17 protein-coding genes are annotated in these 20,251 nt (G+C 72.0%); 8 read left to right on the top strand and 9 right to left on the bottom strand.

Annotated elements, in window-relative coordinates; translation table 11 throughout:
* Positions 1–141 precede the first annotated feature (141 nt).
* The 3 genes from IE98_RS0119755 to IE98_RS0119745 are packed head-to-tail and all read right to left on the bottom strand — an operon-like array spanning position 142 to position 2,856.
* Entirely contained in the window at positions 142–996 is an 855-nt protein-coding gene (locus IE98_RS0119755) for a DUF4097 family beta strand repeat-containing protein (protein WP_030270660.1), read from the bottom strand.
* Between the two features lies 1 nt (position 997).
* Complete coding sequence (locus IE98_RS0119750; protein WP_043174593.1) at positions 998–1,642, bottom strand: response regulator; 645 nt, start codon at positions 1,640–1,642, stop codon at positions 998–1,000.
* A complete protein-coding gene (locus IE98_RS0119745) occupies positions 1,630–2,856 on the bottom strand; it encodes a sensor histidine kinase (RefSeq protein WP_030270655.1) in 1,227 nt (408 codons plus the stop codon). The genes IE98_RS0119750 and IE98_RS0119745 overlap by 13 nt, the downstream gene beginning before the upstream one ends.
* A gap of 136 nt (positions 2,857–2,992) precedes the next feature.
* On the opposite strand from IE98_RS0119745, the gene IE98_RS49250 reads away from it, so the two are divergent.
* Positions 2,993–3,721, top strand: a complete 729-nt coding sequence (locus IE98_RS49250) for a hypothetical protein (protein ID WP_159400982.1) — start codon at positions 2,993–2,995, stop codon at positions 3,719–3,721.
* Positions 3,722–4,185: 464 nt separating this feature from the next.
* Here the strand turns inward: IE98_RS49250 and IE98_RS0119735 are convergent, their stop codons facing one another.
* Complete coding sequence (locus IE98_RS0119735) at positions 4,186–4,986, bottom strand: helix-turn-helix transcriptional regulator (RefSeq protein ID WP_043174624.1); 801 nt, start codon at positions 4,984–4,986, stop codon at positions 4,186–4,188.
* Positions 4,987–5,388: 402 nt separating this feature from the next.
* On the opposite strand from IE98_RS0119735, the gene IE98_RS0119730 reads away from it, so the two are divergent.
* From IE98_RS0119730 to IE98_RS0119715, 3 genes are all read left to right on the top strand, one after another.
* On the top strand, positions 5,389–6,828 hold the full coding sequence (locus tag IE98_RS0119730) for an MFS transporter (RefSeq protein ID WP_267882351.1): 1,440 nt from the start codon (positions 5,389–5,391) through the stop codon (positions 6,826–6,828).
* 85 nt (positions 6,829–6,913) lie between these two features.
* Entirely contained in the window at positions 6,914–7,492 is a 579-nt protein-coding gene (locus IE98_RS0119725; RefSeq protein WP_052390704.1) for an NADAR family protein, read from the top strand.
* A 1,299-nt stretch (positions 7,493–8,791) separates the two neighbouring features.
* Positions 8,792–9,622 carry a hypothetical protein gene (locus tag IE98_RS0119715; protein WP_078661136.1) on the top strand — a complete coding sequence of 277 codons (831 nt, stop codon included), beginning with the start codon at positions 8,792–8,794 and terminating at the stop codon, positions 9,620–9,622.
* 185 nt (positions 9,623–9,807) lie between these two features.
* Here the strand turns inward: IE98_RS0119715 and IE98_RS0119710 are convergent, their stop codons facing one another.
* Positions 9,808–11,190 carry a glycine--tRNA ligase gene (locus IE98_RS0119710; protein WP_030270643.1) on the bottom strand — a complete coding sequence of 461 codons (1,383 nt, stop codon included), beginning with the start codon at positions 11,188–11,190 and terminating at the stop codon, positions 9,808–9,810.
* A 455-nt stretch (positions 11,191–11,645) separates the two neighbouring features.
* Here IE98_RS0119710 and IE98_RS0119705 point away from each other — a divergent pair, with 455 nt between their 5' ends.
* The 4 genes from IE98_RS0119705 to IE98_RS0119690 are packed head-to-tail and all read left to right on the top strand — an operon-like array spanning position 11,646 to position 15,029.
* A complete protein-coding gene (locus IE98_RS0119705) occupies positions 11,646–12,617 on the top strand; it encodes a metal ABC transporter substrate-binding protein (RefSeq protein ID WP_043174591.1) in 972 nt (323 codons plus the stop codon).
* 14 nt (positions 12,618–12,631) lie between these two features.
* Positions 12,632–13,597 carry a metal ABC transporter ATP-binding protein gene (locus IE98_RS0119700; RefSeq protein WP_234443598.1) on the top strand — a complete coding sequence of 322 codons (966 nt, stop codon included), beginning with the start codon at positions 12,632–12,634 and terminating at the stop codon, positions 13,595–13,597.
* The gene (locus tag IE98_RS0119695; RefSeq protein WP_052390710.1) at positions 13,597–14,583 is read left to right on the top strand and encodes a metal ABC transporter permease; all 987 of its coding nucleotides are present in this window, start codon (positions 13,597–13,599) and stop codon (positions 14,581–14,583) included. Before IE98_RS0119700 ends, IE98_RS0119695 begins: the two co-directional genes overlap by 1 nt.
* 35 nt (positions 14,584–14,618) lie before the next feature.
* Complete coding sequence (locus IE98_RS0119690) at positions 14,619–15,029, top strand: Fur family transcriptional regulator (protein ID WP_030270637.1); 411 nt, start codon at positions 14,619–14,621, stop codon at positions 15,027–15,029.
* A 130-nt stretch (positions 15,030–15,159) separates the two neighbouring features.
* Here the strand turns inward: IE98_RS0119690 and IE98_RS0119685 are convergent, their stop codons facing one another.
* The 4 genes from IE98_RS0119685 to leuA form a co-directional block, all read right to left on the bottom strand.
* Entirely contained in the window at positions 15,160–16,008 is an 849-nt protein-coding gene (locus IE98_RS0119685) for an isoprenyl transferase (RefSeq protein ID WP_030270635.1), read from the bottom strand.
* Between the two features lie 2 nt (positions 16,009–16,010).
* Positions 16,011–16,757 carry a DNA repair protein RecO gene (recO, locus tag IE98_RS0119680; protein ID WP_030270633.1) on the bottom strand — a complete coding sequence of 249 codons (747 nt, stop codon included), beginning with the start codon at positions 16,755–16,757 and terminating at the stop codon, positions 16,011–16,013.
* A 471-nt stretch (positions 16,758–17,228) separates the two neighbouring features.
* Entirely contained in the window at positions 17,229–17,906 is a 678-nt protein-coding gene (locus IE98_RS0119675; protein WP_030270631.1) for a hypothetical protein, read from the bottom strand.
* A 262-nt stretch (positions 17,907–18,168) separates the two neighbouring features.
* Positions 18,169–19,950 carry a 2-isopropylmalate synthase gene (leuA, locus tag IE98_RS0119670; protein ID WP_030270629.1) on the bottom strand — a complete coding sequence of 594 codons (1,782 nt, stop codon included), beginning with the start codon at positions 19,948–19,950 and terminating at the stop codon, positions 18,169–18,171.
* Between the last annotated feature and the right edge of the window lie 301 nt (positions 19,951–20,251).

Here is a 20,251-nt window from a genome sequence, read left to right as displayed (position 1 = left end):
GCGCGGGGCGGGGTGGAGCTGGGCGGTGGGGCCGGGCGCTGGCGTGGGCGCGGGGGGCGGGGTGGGTGTGGGTGTGGGCAGGGTGCGAGTGAGGGTGAGGGTGTGCGCGCAGTGCAGGTGACGGTGGGGTGCGGGGAAGTGTCAGGTGGTGGCCTTCTCCACGCTGATCTGGCCGGAGCTGGTGGCTATGTCGATGTGGTGGGTGGAGGTGTCCGATCTCAGCGCCGGGCTGATGTCCACGGCGCCTGAGGTGGTGCGGTGGTCGATGCGGTAGCCGGCAGGGTCGGCCGGGAGTCCGAGGTCGACCTGGCCGGAGGTGGCCGTGGCGGTCACCTCCACCGGTGGGCGGGCGAACATGAGCAGCAGCTGCCCGGAGGTCAGGACGGCGCGGATGCGGCTGGAGGCCAGGGCCTCGCCGGTGATCTGCCCGGAGGTGGCCTTCGCCCACACCGGTCCGCTCACCGCATCCAGTCGGATCGCCCCCGAGGTCGTCTCTACCCGGATCTCGCCGGAGAGCCCTCGGGCGGTGAACCCGCCGGACGTGCCCCGAGCGCGCACCGGAACCCCCGCCGGAATGCGGATGTCGAGCAGGAGCCCGCACCCGAAGGCGTCGGTGTCCAGTGGCCCGACGACAGTGCCGCAGTGAACGGATATTCGGAGGGTGCCCTCGTGCAGGCTCTCGTCGACCGAGGGCTGCCGGAGTGCCCAGTCGGCCCGTTGGTCCACCGTGACGCGGTCCGGAGCACCGGCCTCGACCCGTACCTGGGCACCTGCGGCATTGATCTCCACCGCGGCGACCGGGGCGAGGAAGGTCCGCGAGGTCGTGGTGGCCCGGTACGCCATCGCACCCCAGGCCATCCCGGCCCCGGCGAGCACGGTGAGCGTCAGAACGATGATCGCTACGGCGCGCCAGACTCTGCGTTCTCGCTCGCTGCCTGCCGCGCCGGCCCCTGGGCGGTGGGCCGCGGAGTCCTCGGTGATGGGGCCGGCCCCCACGTCAGCCCACCTCCAGGAAGCGGAGGACGGCGAGCACCCTGCGGTGATCGGCATCCGTCTGCGGCAGGTCGAGTTTCATCAGGATGGCGTTGATGTGCTTCGCCACGGCACTGTCACTGACCACGAGGGAGGCGGCGATGCCGGCGTTGGATCTGCCTTCTGCCATGAGTGCGAGGACGTCGCGCTCGCGCGGAGTCAGCTTGCGGAGCGGATCGCGGTCCTTGCGGACGAGGAGCTGGGCGACGACCTCGGGGTCGAGGGCCGTACCGCCGTCGGCCACCCGTTGGAGGGCCTCCAGGAAGTCGTCCACGTTGGCGACGCGCTGTTTGAGCAGGTAGCCCACTCCGCTCGTGTTGGCCGAGAGCAGGTCGGCGGCGTACCGCTCCTCCACGTACTGGGAGAGCAGCAGGACGGCCACGTCGGGCCACTGCCGGCGGATCATCAGCGCGGCCTTGACACCCTCGTCCGCGAAGTCCGGTGGCATCCGGACGTCGATGATCGCAACGTTCGGTTTGTGCTCCTCGACCGCGGCCAACAGAGACTCCGCGTCGCCGACCGCGGCCGGGATCTCGTAGCCGACGGACTCCAGCACCTTGATGAGGCCGACCCGCAGGAGGACGGAGTCTTCGGCGATCACAGCACGCACGGCAGCTCCACAGTGAGAGTGGTGGGGCCCCCGAGGGGGCTGATGACAGTGAGCGTGCCGTCGACCGAGGCCGCTCGTTTCCTTAGGCCCGTCAGGCCGCTGCCTCGGGAGGGATCGGCGCCGCCGATGCCGTCGTCGCCGATGACTATCCGGAGCCGGTCGCCGAGTCTGCGGACGGAGAGGTCGACCCGGGATGCCCGGGCGTGCTTGGCCGCGTTCGCCAGCGCCTCCGAGACCGTGAAGTAGGCGACTGCTTCGACAGCAGGTGCCACGCGGCCCCGGAGATCCACGTCCATGCGGACCGGCACCGGGCTCCGGGCGGCGATGCCGGACAGCGCCGCATCCAGCCCGCGGTCCTCCAGGACCACCGGGTGCAGGCCGCGCACGAGGTCGCGCAGCTCCTCGATGGCGGCCTGGGCCTCCTCGTGTGCTTCCACGATGACCTGCATGGCTTCCGGAGGGACGTCGGTCAGTGTCCGACGGGCGAGCCCGAGGTTCATGGCGAGGGACACCAGGCGCTGCTGGGCACCGTCGTGGAGGTCCCGCTCGATCCGTCGCCGCTCCGCGTCCGCGGCGTCCACCACGCCGGCCCGGCTGACCGCGAGCCGCTCCACCCGTTCCTCCAGCACCTCGGCCCGGTTGCGGCCGAGGAACGCCCGGGTGATCCGCTCGTCGGCCCGGGCGATCCAGCCGAACGCCCAGGGCGCGAGGAGGAGCAGCGCCACACCGGCTGCGGTGACCCAGCCGCCCTCGGCCGTCCACCCGAGTCCGGGACGGAGCGGTGTGTCCAGTGGCAGCAGCCAGATCCAGGCGAAGAGCGTCGCCATGACGAGGCCCGCTCCCGCGGCCGCCATGACGAGGAGACCGGCGGTCGCGAACAGCGGTGCGACGAGGACGTGGTACAGCATCTGGCGCCACGTCATCCCGGCTCTCAGGCGCCTCGTCCACCCCGCGTCGGGCGGCAGCCGGCTCGGCACGTCCACGTCGCGCAGGACGCGCAGGCGGCTCCGCTGAGTCGTCGTCAACAGATCGGAACAGAAGGGGAGAAGGACCAGTAGGGCCACGGCGGACGTGGCATCGAGGAGGGTCAGGAGGGTCGGCAGGCCCAGGGGTACGCCTGCGGCCACGAACAGGACGTCCCGCCTGGCAGCCGCCGCCCCGCGAACGCGCCGGAGAAGCGACGCGGAGGGGTTGCGGAGCTCGGAATCGGACATGGCGGAAAGATTAGTTGGCGCGCGATCAGCTCCACCATGAAGTGCTCTTCACTGTTGATGGTGAAGCCAGCTTCACCATCAACAGTGAAGAGTGCGCCAACGACAAGGGCGTGTGCGGACCGCGAATGTTGTCGGCATGACGAACACGACGGACAGCAGCACGAACCGCACCGCCGACGACACTGCGAACCGCACGACGGACGGCTCCGGGAGCAACACGGCGTGCGGCCAAGCGAATTCGACGGTGCGCGGGGCGGAGGACCACGGCAGGGGTTTCGCAACGGACCCGCGGGCGGTCGACCACGCGACCGGCTTACGGCATATCGGTCGCGCGGGGCGGACGGGGACCGCGGGTGGCGTCGGCCCACCGACCGGTGACGATGCCCATGAGCCCTTGGTAGGCGAAGCCGGCGCGACGGTCCGTGGCCGTGACGGCGCGCCGCCGTCGCGGAGCCGGGTCCCCCCACCCGCCCGACGGTCCATGGCCCTGCCGGTGATGGGCCCCTGGTCGGTCCGGGGCTCCGCCGGGCGCGGGCGCCGGGCGACCCTGGAGGTCTACGAAAACGGCGAGTTGATCGATGTCCTGGTGACCTCCTCCTTGGCCGGGGGCGTGATCCGAGGTGCACGACGACGGCCCGGCAGCGGCCATCCCGGCGCCTTCGCCTGGGGACGGCTGTGCGCGGACGGCTCGGTGCCGGCGGTGGCGTTCACCCGTGGCCGGCGGGCCAGTCAGCGGGTTCCCGCCGGCGTGACCACGGTGCTGGGTGCGTTCTGGTTGGCCTGGTGTGCCGCACCTGCAACCGGCGTCCTGGTGAGTGGCCCCGGCTGTCCGCCGATCCGGCTGCGGGCGGGGGTCGCCGCGTGAGCCACCACCGGCTGCTCGTCGTGTGCGGGGTCGCGCTGGTCCCCTGGGCGGTCGCACTGGCAGCGACGCACCTCGGGGGCTGGGCCCTGCTCGACGCGGCCGAGGCGGCAGCACTGCTCACGGCGGGTCTGCGGCCGGGCAGCAACGGTGCGGCTGCCCGCTCGGCCGCCCGCCTCGCCGGGTTCCTGCTCGGCGTGGACGCCCTGGTCGACGTCTCGACAGCGGGCGATCGTGCCGAACTGGCGACCGCACTCACCATGGCGCTTGCCGCCGAGCTGCCGCTCTCGCTGCTCTGCCTCCTGTTGGCGGCCGACCGTACGGTCTTCGAGCACCCGAGTGGACCCACCCGCCGCACGCACCGGGTCCCGCCCTTCGCACTCGGTACCGTCCTCCGACTGAGGCCGCGCCTTTCGGCCCTCCGCGGAAGGCTGTCGATGACTCGCCCCCCACAGGCATCGTCCCGCTCAGGAACGGACGGCAAGGGCCTCCAACTTGCTCCGCGTCTCCTCGTCCAGCGGCGTGTAGGCGACAAGTCGCGGGCCGGGCTGCGGGCCGAGCCAGAGATTGGTGTACTCGAACCGCATCAGGCCGACATCCGGCACCAGGAAGCGCTTCAAGCCGTTGCCGAGGCCGGCGACCTCGTGCTGCTGCCACATCTCCTCGAAATCGGGCGAGGCCTTGCGCAACCGGTTCAGCAGGGTCTTCCATGCGGGCTCGGCCCCGTGATCGGCCATGGCGGTACGGAACTTGGCCACCATGGCGGGGCGTGCCTCCTCGATGTCGACGAGGCTTCGCTGGAACTCGGATCCGGTGAAGGCCAGCCACATCAGATTGCGGTCCTCGAACGGAAGGGCGTCGAGGTCACCCGCGATCCAGGTGTAGGCGCGGTTGTAGGCGAGCACGTCGTAGCGGCTGTTCAGCACGGCGGCCGGCATCGGCTCCAGTTGGGCGAGGAGCATCCGAGCGGCCGGCGTGACGGTGGCGCATTCGACGATCGGCGCGGGGTCCTCGGCGCCGGCCAGCACGAAGAGGTGGGCGCGCTCCGTGGGGTCGAGCAACAACGCCCGGGCCACCGACTGCAGCACCTGGGCGGAGACCTGGATGTCCCGCCCCTGCTCCAGCCAGGTGTACCAGGTGACTCCCACGGTGGCGAGGTGTGCAACCTCCTCGCGGCGGAGGCCGGGTGTGCGGCGGCGGCCGGTCTCCGGCAGACCCACCTGTTCGGGGGAGATGCGCTCACGGCGGCTGCGGAGGAAGGCCGCCAGCTCCTGCCGCCGGGCAGCGGCGGGGGCGAGTTCACCATCGGCCCTACCGGCGGTCGTCGCTGCAGGGGCGGCCTTCGTCGAGACGGTCCGCTGCTCTCCCCGGGCCGTCCGGTCGGACGCCCCGGGGGCGGTGCCGCGCGATCCTGCGTCCGCCCCGGCCGTGGGGCCGGCGGCCCCGGCCTCGCCCAGCGGGACCCTGCTGCCCGTACCCCTGCCCGCCCGGGCAACGGCAGCAGGAGTGGTACCGGGCTCACGGGCGGGTGCCGTCGAGCGGCCTGTGGAGGCGATGCTTGTAGCCATGACTACCAGGATGCTCCTCTGCACATCCTGTTGCCAGGTATTTGTTATACCTGGATAAGCCGTGTCTGGTACCAGGGTGCGGTACGGCGGATCGTAGACGCCGTGACTCAGCAACTGACGCTTCCACGGACCACCTCACTCGCCGGTCGTGCCGCCGACGCCCCCACCCTGGGTGTCGCCGGCCTCGTCACCGTCCTGCTCGGCGCCTTCCTGCCGATGCTCGACTTCTTCATCGTCAACGTCGCCCTGCCCACCATCGACCACGACCTCGCGGCGGGCCCTGCGGTTCTGGAGCTCGTCGCCGCCGGCTACGGCATCGCCTTCGCCGTCCTGCTGGTCCTGGGCGGCCGTCTCGGCGACGCGCTCGGTCGGCGCCGACTGTTCGTCGCCGGCGCAGCACTGTTCGCCGTGACGTCCCTGGCCTGCGGCCTCGCCCCGACAGCCTGGACCCTGGTGGCGGCACGCGTGGCACAGGGGGCGTCGGCAGCACTGCTGCTCCCCCAGGTCCTGGCGACCATCACGGCCGCCAGCAGTGGAGCCCAGCGCGCCCGGGCCCTCGGCATCTACGGCGCGGTCGGTGGCATCTCCGTCGTGATCGGCCAGGTCCTCGGCGGCATGATGGTCGCGGCGGACCTGTTCGGGAGTGGCTGGCGCGCCGTGTTCCTGCTCAACGTGCCGTTCGCCCTGCTGACGGTCGTCCTGGCCGTCGCGTACGTCCCGGAGACACGGGCGAGCCGGGCCGCCGGCGTGGACGTGCCCGGCACGGTGCTGCTGACCGGAGCGCTGCTCTCCCTCTTCGTCCCTCTGATGGAGGGTCGGGCCGTGGGCTGGCCGCTGTGGACGTGGGTACTGCTCGGCCTCTTCCCCGTGCTCGCCTCCGCCTTCCTGATCGTGGAGCGCAGGACCGAGCGGATGGGCGGGACGCCGCTGGTGCCGCTGTCGCTGCTGCGGATACCCGAGATGCGGCGTGGGCTCGGCATCGCTCTGCCGTACTTCACCGGTTTCGGCGGCTTCATGTTCGTGGTGGCGATCCTGCTCCAGCACGGGCTCCGGCTCGGACCGGTCGCCGCCGGCTGGGCGCTGGTTCCGATGGCCGCGGGGTACTTCACGGCGTCGCTCTCCGGCCCGCGTCTCGTGAGCCGGTTCGGCAGCCGGGTCATCACGGCCGGTGCCGTGATCCAGGGCATCGGACTGGCCACGCTGCTGGCCACCGTGCTGGCGGACTGGACGCACTTCTCACCGCTGCGGATGCTGCCCGGGGTCGCTCTGGCGGGGATCGGGCAGGGCCTGGTCGGCACTCCGCTGTTCAGGGTCGTGCTGTCCAAGGTGCCTGCCGAGCGGGCGGGTGTCGGCAGCGGCGTTCTGGCGACCGCACAGCAGTCGAGCCTCGCGCTGGGCGTCGCTACGCTCGGCACGCTCTTCCTCGCGGTGTCCCCCACCATGGGCTTCGCGCATGCGCTGGCGCTGGTGCTCGCCATCCAGCTCGGCGGCTCGGCGATCATCGCCGCGCTCAGCATGCGACTCCCGCGCTCGGTCGCCTGACCTGCGGGAGTGGAGAGAGGGGTGTTCCCAGGTGGGCGGAAAAAACCGGAAGCAGAGTGTCGGCGATGAATGGGAGCATGACGCCATGACGACCGAGGAACCCACCGCACCGGCCGACACCCGCACCCGTGAGCAGCTGGTCTCCCTGGTCGAGGCGGGCGCCCGGCCCAAGTACCTGCTCTTCTGGGGCCACCGGCCGGAGTCCGACGGCCGGATCGGTGCCGGGTCGCTCAGCCAGTGGTGGCCCGGAGCGTTCACCGTCGATGGGGTCACCTACCGCACCGCGGAACACTGGATGATGGCCGGCAAGGCCCGCCTGTTCCAGGACGAGGAGACGCTCGCCCGCATTCTGACGGCGCCCACCCCGGGCGAGGCCAAGAAGCTGGGCCGCATGGTCCGGGGCTTCGACGACGAGCGGTGGGTCGCCGAGCGGTTCGAACTCGTCGTCGCCGGCAACGTGGCCAAGTTCGGGCAGGACGAGGCGCTGCGGAACTACCTGCTGGGTACGTCGCAGCGCGTCCTGGTGGAGGCCAGTCCGCTGGACCGACTCTGGGGTATCGGCCTGGCGGCCGACAACGAGCGCGCCACCCGACCGCACGAGTGGCGCGGCCTGAACCTGCTCGGTTTCGCACTGATGGAGGCCCGGGCCCGGCTCATCGCCTGAGCCGCCCGGCGCACCGAGACGGGGCCGGGCGGGCCTCCCGCACCGCCCCGCACCGGGCTCGGGCAACCACCCGCGCGCCGCGCCCACTTCTTCCGACGACTTCAACCCCCGCCACCTGCAACGTCATTCGCCGAAAATCGGTGGACTCACGTCTGTAACACCGACGCCGTATGGCTTGGTGAGGATGGCCCGAGGCAGGGCCAGGGGGCCGGCTGGGCGGCCCCGAGGCGGAGAGGCTGGTCGGACAGAGGGATGACAGTGCAGGAGCTGGGGCCCACGGCAACGGACATCCACAGGCTGCGGACGGAGTTGGACGAACTGCTCCGAGCGCGGCAGTACGCAGCGCAGCGGGAGCGACGGCTCGCCGAGGCGGTGCAGGCGGCGAGCCAACTCGACCGGGCACACGGCTATGCCCAACCGGAGCAACAACCCGACCCGGAACTGCTACGGCGCCTGGCACAGGCCAAGGCCCTCCGGGAAGGACTGGGCACCCGCTGCCTCGATCTGAGCGAGCGACTCCTGGCATTGGAGGACCTGTTCCGACAGAACGGCGGTGTCCCCCAACACAGTTACCGTGAGCCGTACGGCCAGGGCGTCAGCGGGCAGCAGGACGCGATTCCGCACCAGCAGACCGCCGCCACCCGTCCCTGGTCGACCGACAGCAGCGCTTCCCACAACACCGGCACCTCCTACAACACCCGTCCTCCTCAGAACAGGTCACGACCGCCCGGGCCTCCCGTCTCTGGGCCCCCCGTCCCCGGTTCCGCTGCGCCCGGGTCCGCTATGTCCCCGCCGACATCAGCCGCCCACACCGCTGCCGTACCGACCCCAACAGCCCCGCCCCGACCCCCGGCGCCGCCCACTCCACCGACGCCAACGCCAAGGCCGACATCAACGCCGCTGACGACTGCACCGCCCCACACAGACCCACCGACGGCCGATGCGCCCGTCCGGCCGGTGCCCACGCGGAAGCCCCCGAAGCGCAAGCGGCCCACTGGAGCCCGCTTCGGCGGTGCGTTCCTGGACGAGTCGGAGCCTGTCCAGGCAGACGCACCGGAATACGCCGTGGTCGAGGCCGAAGGTATGGCTCCGCCGTCGGCACCAGTGGCGACGCCGGTCCGTGGAGCCCGCTTCGGGGGTGGCCGAGGTGCCGTCGCCGAAGCGACCGGACACCACCCCGCACCAGCCACCGGCGGACGGGCGGCACACGCCGGACAGGCCGGTCAGACCGCACAGGCCGCAACCCCCGCCGAACCCGCCACCTCGGCCCCACCCCCACCACTGCGCAGCGCACAGGAGTTGGCTTCGCTAGCGGCCCGCATCGGCGAGCTGCACGGACGCGGTTCGGCACACGAATCGGCGGCCGTCGCGGCACAGGCCGCGGTGACGCTCGCGCCACCGGACGTGGCCCGCCTCGCGGATCTGCTGCGGTCCCGGGGGCCGTACGGTGCGGCGGGTTATCTCGTCCGCGCGACCGTGCACGGTTCGCCGGACCAGGCGGCGGGCACCCTCGCGGAGCTCCGCCGGGCGGGCCTGGCGGACGAGGCGAACGAACTGTTCCACGCCCTGTGGGCCGTACCGGGCCCGGCCCTGCCGGCACTGCTCGCCGCGCTGGAGCGGGCCGGCCAGGCTGCCGACGGACAGACCCTCCTCTGGGAGTGGGCCTCGGCCCCGCCAGCCGAACTGGCCTCCCTGGCCGGCGCCTTGGCCTCGGCCGGGCGCACCGCAGATGTCCGACACCTGTTGCGGCAGGTTGCCGGCCGCCTGATCGCCGATCTGGCGGCGACCGTCGAGGAGTTGGTCCTCCTCGACGGCAGGGACAGGACGGCGGCGCAGGACGGGCGGCCCGATCCGACCGCTCCGCAGTTGGCCGCCCTGCTGGTGCGGGAGACGGCAGGGCTGCGCTCACCCGCCGACCTCGCCGAACTGGGACGCGTGCTGACGCCGCACCGCGAGCTGTACCGGGTGCTGCTCGACGCGGCCGCCGTGTTGGAGGAGAGCCGTGCGCGAGCCGTACTGGCCGCCCTCCGCTCGGCAGGGCTACCGACCGCACCACCCGCGCCCCGCTCCCGCAGCGCCCGTACCCCCTCCCGCGACCGCGCCCAGCACCACGACCGCGATCACTACTGACCCCGTCCACTCACCCCCGCGGCGCAGGCCCACCCACCACGGCGTAGGCCAGTCCCGGCAGCGCGGGCCCGCCCCGGCGGCGAACGACTCGGCCCCCTCATCGCAGAGAACTGCAGTGAGGGGGCCGAGTCAGCAGACCGGGAAGGTCGGCTCGGGTCGATCGGACCCGATCGGTCGTACCGGGGTCAGCAGCCGATCAGGCGGGCGGCCAGGTAGGACTTCACCTGGTCGAGGGAGACGCGCTCCTGGGCCATGGTGTCGCGCTCGCGGACGGTCACCGCGTTGTCCTCAAGGGTGTCGAAGTCGACGGTGACGCAGAACGGCGTGCCGATCTCGTCCTGGCGGCGGTAGCGCTTGCCGATGGCGCCGGCGTCGTCGAAGTCGACGTTCCACGCGGTGCGCAGGTCGGCGGCGAGGCCGCGGGCCTTCGGCGAGAGGTCGGCGTTGCGGGAGAGCGGGAGCACCGCGACCTTGACGGGGGCGAGGCGCGGGTCGAGCCGCATGCCGACGCGCTTCTCCATCTGGCCCTTGGCGTTGGGCGCCTCGTCCTCGAAGTACGCGTCGATGAGGAAGGCGAGCATGGCGCGGTTGAGACCGGCTGCCGGCTCGATGACGTACGGGAAGTAGCGCTCGCCGGACTCCTGGTCGAAGTAGCGCAGGTCCTTGCCGGAGTGCTCGCTGTGCACGGAGAGGTCGTAGTCCGTACGGTTGGCGATGCCCTCGAGCTCGGAGAACTCGGTGCCGCCGAAGTTGAAGCGGTACTCGATGTCCACGGTGCGCTTGGCGTAGTGGGAGAGCTTCTCCTTCGGGTGATCGAAGAAGCGCATGTTCTCCTCGCGCAGGCCGAGGTCGCGGTACCAGTTCCAGCGCTGCTCGAGCCAGTACTCGTGCCACTTCTCGTCATCGCCCGGCTTGACGAAGAACTCCATCTCCATCTGCTCGAACTCGCGGGTGCGGAAGATGAAGTTGCCGGGCGTGATCTCGTTGCGGAAGCTCTTGCCGACCTGGGCGATGCCGAACGGCGGCTTCTTGCGCGAGGTGGTCTGGACGGCACTGAAGTTGGTGAAGATGCCCTGCGCGGTCTCCGGGCGGAGGTACGCGAGGCCGGAGCCGTCCTCGACCGGGCCGAGGTGCGTCTTCAGCATGCCCGAGAACTCCTTGGGCTCCGTGAAGGAGCCCTTGTTCCCGCAGTTCGGGCAGTTGATGTCGGCGAGGCCGTTGGCCGGCAGCTTGCCGTGCTTCGCCTCGTACGCCTCTTCCAGGTGGTCGGCGCGGAAGCGCTTGTGACAGGAGAGGCACTCGGTGAGCGGGTCGTTGAAGGTGGCGACGTGGCCGGAGGCCTCCCAGACCTCCTTGGCGAGGATCACCGAGGAGTCGATGCCGACGACGTCCTCACGAGCGGTGACCATCGCCCGCCACCACAGGCGCTTGATGTTCTCCTTGAGCTCGACACCCAGCGGACCGTAGTCCCAGGCGGCGCGGGTTCCGCCGTAGATCTCGCTGCAGGGGTAGACGAAGCCACGGCGCTTGCTCAGGCTGACGATCGTGTCGATCTTGTCGGCGGCCACAGTGCTCTCTTCAGTACGACGGCACGGTCTGGGCGCGGCTGGTTGCGCGCACCCGAATACCTCAGGTTACCGGGATCGGGGGTGGTGCAGTCACATCAGTATCGGCCGCACCGCATGTTCCGGCGGAGTCCCCGAGGCCCCGCAGAGCCGCCGCGCACGTCCGCCGGACACCGCGCGGTCGGACGCTCCGGTTAAGCGGTCCGGTTAAGCGATCCGGCTCAGCGGTCCGGCTCAGCGGTCTGGGCCGGCGGTCCGGCTCAGCGGTCCGGTCCGGCGGTCCGGCTCAGCGGTCCGGTTCAGCCGTGCGGGTCGTCCCACCGCCCGTCGCCGCTCCGCACACCCGCCGGACCGGGCGGCCACTCCCCCGGCCCACGGCGGTCCACCCGCGCAGCGGACACCGCTCACCCGATCGGGTGAGTTGACAATCATTTCCACATAAGATGAGAATGGTTGTCATGACGCTCCCTCGACCCTCCGGCGGCACCAGCCGCCCCGCCAAGGCCGTCGCCCTCACTGCCACCGCCCTCGCCGCCGCCCTCGGGCTGACGGCCTGCGGCGGCACCAGCAGTGCGCAGGACGCCGGCGGCAGAATGTCGGTGGTCGCGTCCTTCTATCCGATGGAGTTCCTCGCCGCGCAGATCGGCGGCGAGCACGTGAAGGTGACGGATCTGACGGCCGCCGGCGTGGAGCCGCACGACCTCGAACTCACCGCCAAGCAGGTCGGCGCCGTCCAGAAGGCCGGCGCCGTGCTGTACCTGAAGGGGCTGCAGCCGACGGTCGACAAGGCGGTCGAGCAGTCCCACTCCCGGCACATCGTCGACGCCACCGCCTCCTCCCCCCTGGTCGACCACCACCTCGACGAGGGCGGCGAGGAGGCCGACGGCCACGGTCACGAGCACGGCGGCCCGGCCGGTGACCCGCACATCTGGCTCGACCCGACGCGGTACGCGGCGGTCGCCGAGGCGGTCGGTGCGGAGTTCGCGAAGGCCGACCCGGCGCACGCGGCCGACTACCGGAAGAACACCGCCGACCTGGTCACTCGCCTCGCCGCGCTGGACAAGGACTTCCAGGACGGTCTGAAGGGCTCGAAGGGGAAGGCCTTCGTCACCAGCCACGCCGCCTTCGGCTACCTCGCCGACCACTACGGCCTGGAGCAGATAGCGATCAACGGGGTCGACCCGGAGGCCGAGCCCAGCCCGGCCCGGCTCGCCGCGATCCAGCAGGCGGCCCGCGAGCACGGCGTCACCACCATCTTCTTCGAGAGCCTGGTGAGCCCCGCGCTCGCCACCAGCGTCGCCAAGGACCTGAAGCTGCAGACCGCCGTGCTCGACCCCATCGAGGGCATCAAGGGCGGCAAGGGCGACTACTTCTCCGTGATGCGGCAGAACCTGACCAACCTCCGGGCGGCGCTCGGCGCCACCAGCTGACGGGACACCACGCCATGAGCCCAGTCCTCCCCGAGCGCGCCACCGCGCCCGAAGCCCCCACCGCCCACGAAGCGACCACCGCCACCAGGACGACCACCACGGCCGACGCCGCCACAGGGACGACCGCCACGACCACCACGGCCGACGCCGCCGCCGAAACGACCACCACGGCCGACGCCGCCGCCGAAACGACCGCTACGGCCGACGCCGCCGCCGACGGCGGGCCGCCCGCCGTCCACCTCCGCGAGGCCGCCGCCTCGGTCGGCGGCCGCCCGGTGCTGCGCGGCGTCGACCTCACCGTCCGCCCCGGCGAGGTGGTGGCCCTGCTCGGCGCCAACGGCTCGGGCAAGTCGACCACCGTGAAGGCGGTGATCGGCGGCGTCCCGCTGGACCACGGACGCCTGGAGCTGTTCGGCACCCCGTACCGCTCGTTCCGCGACTGGCGCCGGATCGGCTACGTGCCGCAGCGCACCACCGCCGCCGGCGGCGTTCCGGCGACCGTCCGCGAGGTGGTCTCCACCGGGCGGCTGCCGCAGCACCGGCTGCTGCCCTTCCGCCGGCGCGACCGCCTCGCGGTCGACCGGGCGCTGACCGCGGTCGGCATGCTGGACCGCGCCGAGGACGGCGTGGCCGGGCTCTCCGGCGGCCAGCACCAGCGGGTGCTGATCGCCCGCGCGCTGGTCGGCGAACCGGACCTGTTGATCATGGACGAGCCGATGGCCGGCGTCGACGTCGCGAGCCAGCAGGTGCTCGCCGAGATCCTCCGCCGGGAGGCCGAGCGCGGCTGCGCCGTCCTGCTCGTCCTGCACGAACTCGGCCCGCTGGAGCCGCTCATCGACCGCGCCGTGGTGCTGCGCGACGGCTGCGTGGCGCACGACGGCCCGCCGCCCCAGGGCGTCGGGCAGCACGCGCTGCCCGGCCACGACCACGTCCACCCGCACGCCGACGACCACACCCACCCCCGAGGACTGCTCGCATGATCGAGATGCTCCAGTTCGACTTCATGCAGCGGGCGCTCGTCGCCGCCGTGCTGGTCGGGATCACCGCGCCGGCCGTCGGCGTCTACCTGGTGCAGCGGCGTCAGGCGCTGATGGGCGACGGCATCGGGCACGTCGCCCTCACCGGCGTCGGCCTCGGCTTCCTGTTCCAGACCAGCCCGGTCTGGATGGCCGTCGTGGTCTGCGTCCTGGGCGCGGTCGTGATGGAACTCGTCCGCTCGCGCGGCAACCAGCGCGGCGACATCGCCCTCGCGATGCTCTTCTACGGCGGCATGGCCTGCGGGAAGCTGCTGGTCAGCGTGAGCGCCCAGGCCGGCAGCGGCAACCTGGAGAGCTACCTGTGGGGATCGATCCTCACGGTCGGCCCCGGCGACCTCACCACCATCGCGGTGCTCGCCGCGGTGGTCGTGGCCGTCACCTTCGGGCTGCGCCGCCAGCTGTTCGCGATCTGCCAGGACGAGGAGTTCGCCCGGGTGACCGGCATCCCCGTCCGGCTGCTCAACCTGCTGCTGGCCGTGATGGCCGCGGTCACCGTCACGGTGGCGATGCGGGTGGTCGGCCTGCTGCTCGTCAGTGCGCTGATGGTCGTCCCGGTAGCGGCGGCGCAGCAGGTGACGCGTTCCTTCCGGGCGACCCAGGCGGCGGCGGTCGGCCTGGGGATCACCGTGGCGGTGTTCGGCGTGGCCGGCTCGTACCAGGCGGACGTGCCGTCCGGTCCGGCCATCGTGCTGCTGGCGATCGCCGCCTTCGCCCTGCTGGGTGCGGTGGCGGGGCCGCTGGCCCGGCGGCGCCACCGGGCAGCGCCGGACTCCGGTCCCGAGGTCTGCGACGTGGTACTGCCCGCCCAGTCGGCGGGCCGGGCCGCGGCAGCGGGCCGGGAGGGGGCGGCGGGCCGGGAGGGGGCGTCCGAGGGCCGGGACGGACGGCGCGAGAGCGAGCCGTCCGCGGGCCGGGGGCTGGCACAATGAGGTGCGACAGCATCCCACCCCCAGGAGGACCCACGGTGACCACCGCAGGCCCGACGCCGCGAGCCCGATCCACTCGGCAGCGAGCCGCCGTCTCGGCGGCGCTGGACGAGATCGAGGACTTCCGCAGCGCGCAGGAACTGCACGACATGCTCAAGCACCGGGGCGACTCGGTGGGTCTGACCACGGTCTACCGCACGCTGCAGTCCCTCGCCGAGGCCGGTGAGGTGGACGTGCTGCGGACGGCCGAGGGCGAGGCGGTCTACCGGCGGTGCAGCAGCGGGCACCACCACCACCTGGTGTGCCGCAGCTGTGGTGCGACGGTCGAGGTGGAGGGTCCGGCGGTGGAGCACTGGGCGAACGCGGTCGCCGCCGAGCACGGCTTCAGCGACATCGCGCACACCCTGGAGATCTTCGGCACCTGCGGGAACTGCGCGCAGAAGCCCTGACCGCGCGGCGCCCGAACAGCGCCGGCACGTGAACGGCACGGCAGCTGAACAGCACGGCAACCGAACACGCGAGAGGCCCGGGCCGGTCGGCCCGGGCCTCTCGCGTGCACGCAGCAGGCAGGTGCGCCCGTCAGCGCTGTGCCGGGACCTCCGCGGCGGCGGCCTCGGCGGCCTCCACCTCGTTGGGGATCGCCCCGCCGAAGCGGCGGTCGCGCCGCGCGTACTGCTCGCAGGCGCGCCACAGGTCACGGCGGTCGAAGTCCGGCCAGAGCACGTCCTGGAAGACGAACTCGGCGTAGGCGGACTGCCAGGCGAGGAAGTTGGAGGTGCGCTGCTCGCCGCTGGGACGCAGGAACAGGTCGACGTCCGGCATGTCGGGGTAGTACAGGTACTTGGCGAAGGTCTTCTCGTTGACCTTCTTCGGGTCGAGCCGGCCGGCGGCGACGTCGCGGGCGATGGCCTGGGCGGCGTCGGCGATCTCGGCCCGGCCGCCGTAGTTGACGCAGAAGTACAGCGTCATGGCGGTGTTGTCCTTGGTCTGCTCCTGGGCGACCTGGAGCTCCTGGACGACGCTCTTCCACATCTTCGGCATGCGGCCGGCCCAGCGGATACGGATGCCCAGGGCGTCCATCTCGTCGCGGCGGCGGCGGATGACGTCCCGGTTGAAGTTCATCAGGAACTTCACCTCTTCCGGGGACCGCTTCCAGTTCTCGGTGGAGAAGGCGTAGAGCGAGAGGTTCTTGACGCCGATCTCCAGGCAGCCGCGGAGCACGTCGAGGACGACGGCCTCGCCGATCTTGTGCCCCTCGGTGCGGGGCAGGCCGCGCTCCTTGGCCCAGCGGCCGTTGCCGTCCATCACGCACGCCACGTGGTTCGGCACCAGCTCGCCGGGGATCTTCGGCGGGCGGGCGCCGCTCGGGTGCGGCGCGGGGGTCTCGTACACCCGCTGCTTGCTGCCGAAGAGCCGTCGTGCTGCCATGCTCACTTCTCCACGTATCTCATCGAGCGGATACCCCGCTCCAGGTGCCACTGCAGATAGGCGGCCACCAGCCCGCTGCCCTCGCGCCAGTACCGGGGCTCGCAGGAGTCCGCCGTCTGCCAGTCCCCCGACAGCAGTGCGCCGAGCAGGACCAGTGTCTCAGGGGAGGGTACGGCACTTCCAGGGACCCGACAGTCGGCGCAGAGCACGCCGCCGGCCTGGAGCGAGAAGAACCGGTTGGGGCCGGGCAGGCCGCACTTGGCGCACGCGCCGAAACTCGCGCCGTAGCCGTTGACCGCGAGGGAGCGCAGCAGGAAGGCGTCGAGGACCAGGTGCGACTCGTGCTCCCCGGCGGCGAGCGTGCGCAGGCCGCCGACCAGGAGCAGGTACTGCTGGACGGCGGGCTCGCCCTCGTTCTCGGCGAAGCGCTCGGCGGTCTCCAGCATGGCGGTGCCGGCGGTGTAGCGGGCGTAGTCGCCGACGATCCGGCCGCCGTACGGGGCGATGGTCTCGACCTGGGTGCACAGCGGCAGGGTACGGCCGACCAGGTCGCTGCCCCGGCTGAAGAACTGCACGTCGACGTGGGAGAACGGCTCCAGCCGGGCGCCGAACTTCGACTTGGTGCGGCGCACGCCGCGGGCGACCGCGCGGACCCGGCCGTGCTGGCGGGTGAGCAGGGTGATGATCCGGTCGGCCTCACCGAGCTTCTGGGTGCGCAGGACCACGCCGTCGTCGCGGAACAGGCTCATGCGGCGACACTCCGGGCGGACAGTATGGGCATCCCCCCATTCTCGCGCACGCCGGCCCGGCCCTTCGGTGCACCTGTCCGACCCGGCCGATCCGCCCCCACCACCGGACCCACGACCGGACCCACGACCGGACGGGGGCAGCCGTGAGCCCGCACCGGGGCCGGGGGGATCGCCCTGTTCGGTGCGGGACACGGCGGGCCCGGGAGGGGGGAGTCGGGCCCGGTCAAAGGGCGCGCGGCGGGGAGACCGGCGCACGACGGACGGCGGAGCACAAGGCGACGGAGCGGGAGACGGCCGAGCGGGAGACGGCCGAGCGGGAGACGGCCGAGCGGGAGACGGCCGAGCGGGAGACGGCCGAGCGGGAGACGGCGGAGCAGAAGTCGGCAGGGGGGCGGTGGCGCGGAGGAACGGGACGCGCGGGGAGGGCGGGGAAGGACGGCGGGGAACGGGGTGGACGGGGACGGTGCGGCGTCAGCGCGGGGCGCGGGTCGCGGCCTCCAGCAGGTCCTCGACCCGCGGGGGTCCGATCCGCAGGCAGCGCCCGACGGCGGCGAGGGCGGCCCGCTCCTGCGGCAGGTAGCCGCCGTCCGCGAGGGCGATCCAGGCGCCCTGCAGGACGAGGCGTTCGCAGCCGGCCGGCGCGAGGTGCGGGGCGAGCGGTTCGAGGGCGGCGTGGAGTTCGATGGCGAGGCCGCCGGCGCCGCTCGCGGCGGTGTCGTCGACGTCCTGCGGTTCGCCGCCGCTGCGGCCGGTGAGGGCGGCGAGGGAGGCCAGCACCTGGGCCTCGCCGCAGTCGTCGAAGCCGGCCTCGCGGATGAGGGCGCAGGCGGCGTCGCGGCCTGCCCGGCTGCCGGAGCCGCCGGCGGCGAGCACGGCGAGGGCGACGGTGTACTGGGCGTCGCGGAGCATCGCGGCGAGCCGGACGGACGTGAGCTGCTCCAGCGCCTCGACGCCGTAGCGCCCGTGGCAGCTGGTGCACTGCACGCTGCCGATGACCGGGCCGAGCGGCAGGACCGGGGTGCCGACCAACCGCAGCCACCGCCGGCCGTGCTGTCGGCGGTAGTTGCGGTCGCCGCCGCAGCCCGGGCAGAAGAAGTCACCGAGGACGTCAGTCCGCCAGCGAGGACGGACACCCCACAACCCTGTCACGGCGCCACTCCCCAGACATGGCAGGCGGCCTGCACGTCTGCGGGCAGGTCACGCGACCGGACTCCGCTGGCCGTCCCACCGACCCCGGTTCCGGTGCGTCGATGTTGCCACGGTTACGGGCACGTGTCAGCACCCCGAACGGGTGCCGGGGCGAAAAAATGTGGCGCAGGACACACGGGGTGACGGGAGGGGCCGGACGGCCCGGAAACGCGGCGAGGGGCCGCCCCCGCGGGCGGCCCCTCGTACACGTCGTTCCGGCGTGTCAGCTGCGCTGCGCGCGGTTGACGGCGCTCACCAGGGCCTTCAGCGAGGCCAGCACGGTGTTGCCGTCGATGCCGACGCCCCACAGCACCTTGCCGTCGACGGCGCACTCGACGTACGCGGCGGCCTGGGCGTCGCCGCCCTCGCTCAGCGCGTGCTCGGCGTAGTCCAGGACGCGGACGTCCAGGCCGATGCCGGCCAGGGCGTCGACGAAGGCGGAGACCGGGCCGTTGCCGGAGCCGGTCAGCGCCGTCCGCTCGCCGTCCACCACGGCCTCGGCGTGCAGCACGTCGCGGCCGTCCTCGGTGGTCAGGCTGCGCGGGCCGTCCAGCGAGATGCGGCCCCACGGGTTGCCCGGGGTGGGCAGGTACTCGTCCTGGAAGACGGCCCAGATCTCGGCCGGGGTGACCTCGCCGCCCTCGGCGTCGGTCTTCGACTGGATGTTCTTCGAGAACTCGATCTGCATCCGGCGCGGCAGGTCCAGCTTGTGGTCGTTCTTCAGGACGTACGCGATGCCGCCCTTGCCGGACTGGCTGTTGACCCGAATCACAGCCTCGTACGAACGGCCGACGTCCTTCGGGTCGATCGGCAGGTACGGGACGCCCCAGGTGAAGTCGGAGACCGGGACGCCGGCGGCGGCCGCGTCGGCCTCCAGGGCGTCGAAGCCCTTCTTGATGGCGTCCTGGTGGGAGCCGGAGAAGGAGGTGTAGACCAGGTCGCCGGCGTAGGGGTGGCGCTCGGCGACGCCCATCTGGTTGCAGTACTCGGCGGTGCGACGGATCTCGTCGATGTCCGAGAAGTCGATCATCGGGTCGACGCCCTGCGAGAACAGGTTCATGCCGACGTTGACCAGGTCCAGGTTGCCGGTGCGCTCGCCCTGGCCGAACAGGCAGCCCTCGACGCGGTCGGCGCCGGCCATCACGGCCAGCTCCGCGGAGGCGACGCCGGTGCCGCGGTCGTTGTGCGGGTGGGTGGACAGGCAGACGAACTCGCGGCGGGACAGGTTCCGCGACATCCACTCGATCTTGTCAGCGTAGACGTTCGGGGTGGACCGCTCGACGGTGGTCGGCAGGTTCAGGATGATCTCGCGGCCCTCGCCCGGCTGCCAGACGTCCATGACCGCCTCGCAGACCTCCAGCGCGAAGTCCAGCTCGGTGTCGATGAAGATCTCCGGCGAGTACTCGTAGCCCAGGACGGTCTCGTCGCCCAGGATCTTCTCGGCGTACTCCATCACCAGGCGGGTGCCGTCGACGGCGATCGCCTTGATGTCGTCCCTGCTGCCCTTGAAGACCACCCGGCGGAACAGCGGCGAGGTGGCGTTGTACAGGTGGACGGTGGCCCGGGCGGCGCCCTTCAGGGACTCCACGGTGCGCTCGATCAGGTCCTCGCGGGCCTGGGTCAGCACCGAGATGGTGACGTCCGCCGGGATCGCGTCCTCTTCGATCAGGGAGCGCACGAAGGCGAAGTCGGTGGCACCGGAGGACGGGAAGCCGACCTCGATCTCCTTGTAGCCCATGCTCACCAGCAGGTCGAACATCTTGCGCTTGCGGGCCGGGGACATCGGGTCGATCAGGGCCTGGTTGCCGTCCCGCAGGTCGGTGGACAGCCAGCGCGGGGCCTGCGTGATCACCTTGCTCGGCCAGGTGCGGTCGGGCAGGTCGACGGTGCCGAAGGGTACGTAGCGGTGGAACGGCATGCCCGAGGGCTTCTGCTGGACCGTGTGTGCCGTGATCGGGGTGGGGCGGTCGATGAACGCGCGGGCGACGGACGACTGCTCGGTCATGGGGTGACTCTCGGCTTCCATGTCGATTGCGGGCTGATCGGGGCTAGGACACCCGAACTCGGCCGACTGGTGTGCCGCTCCAGAAAAGGGCGCAACACGACTCCCCGCGGCGAGGGAGCCGGCCTCCGATGGACTACAGGCCCTCGCCGCGGCAGCTAAGAAGAAGCAGCCCGTAACGCATGATGCTCACCAGCGTAACCCAGCTCCCCGGGCACACGAAGTGAAGCCCACCACCATTCCACCCACTGAGACGGTTCGTTTTCTGCAGGGGTCGTGACAACTCGTCATGGATGCGTCACCC

It is taken from the genome of Streptomyces sp. NRRL B-24484 (genome assembly GCF_000717715.1).
In the GTDB taxonomy this organism is placed as follows: Bacteria; Actinomycetota; Actinomycetes; order Streptomycetales; family Streptomycetaceae; genus Kitasatospora.
This window is presented reverse-complemented; position numbering and strand designations above follow the sequence as displayed.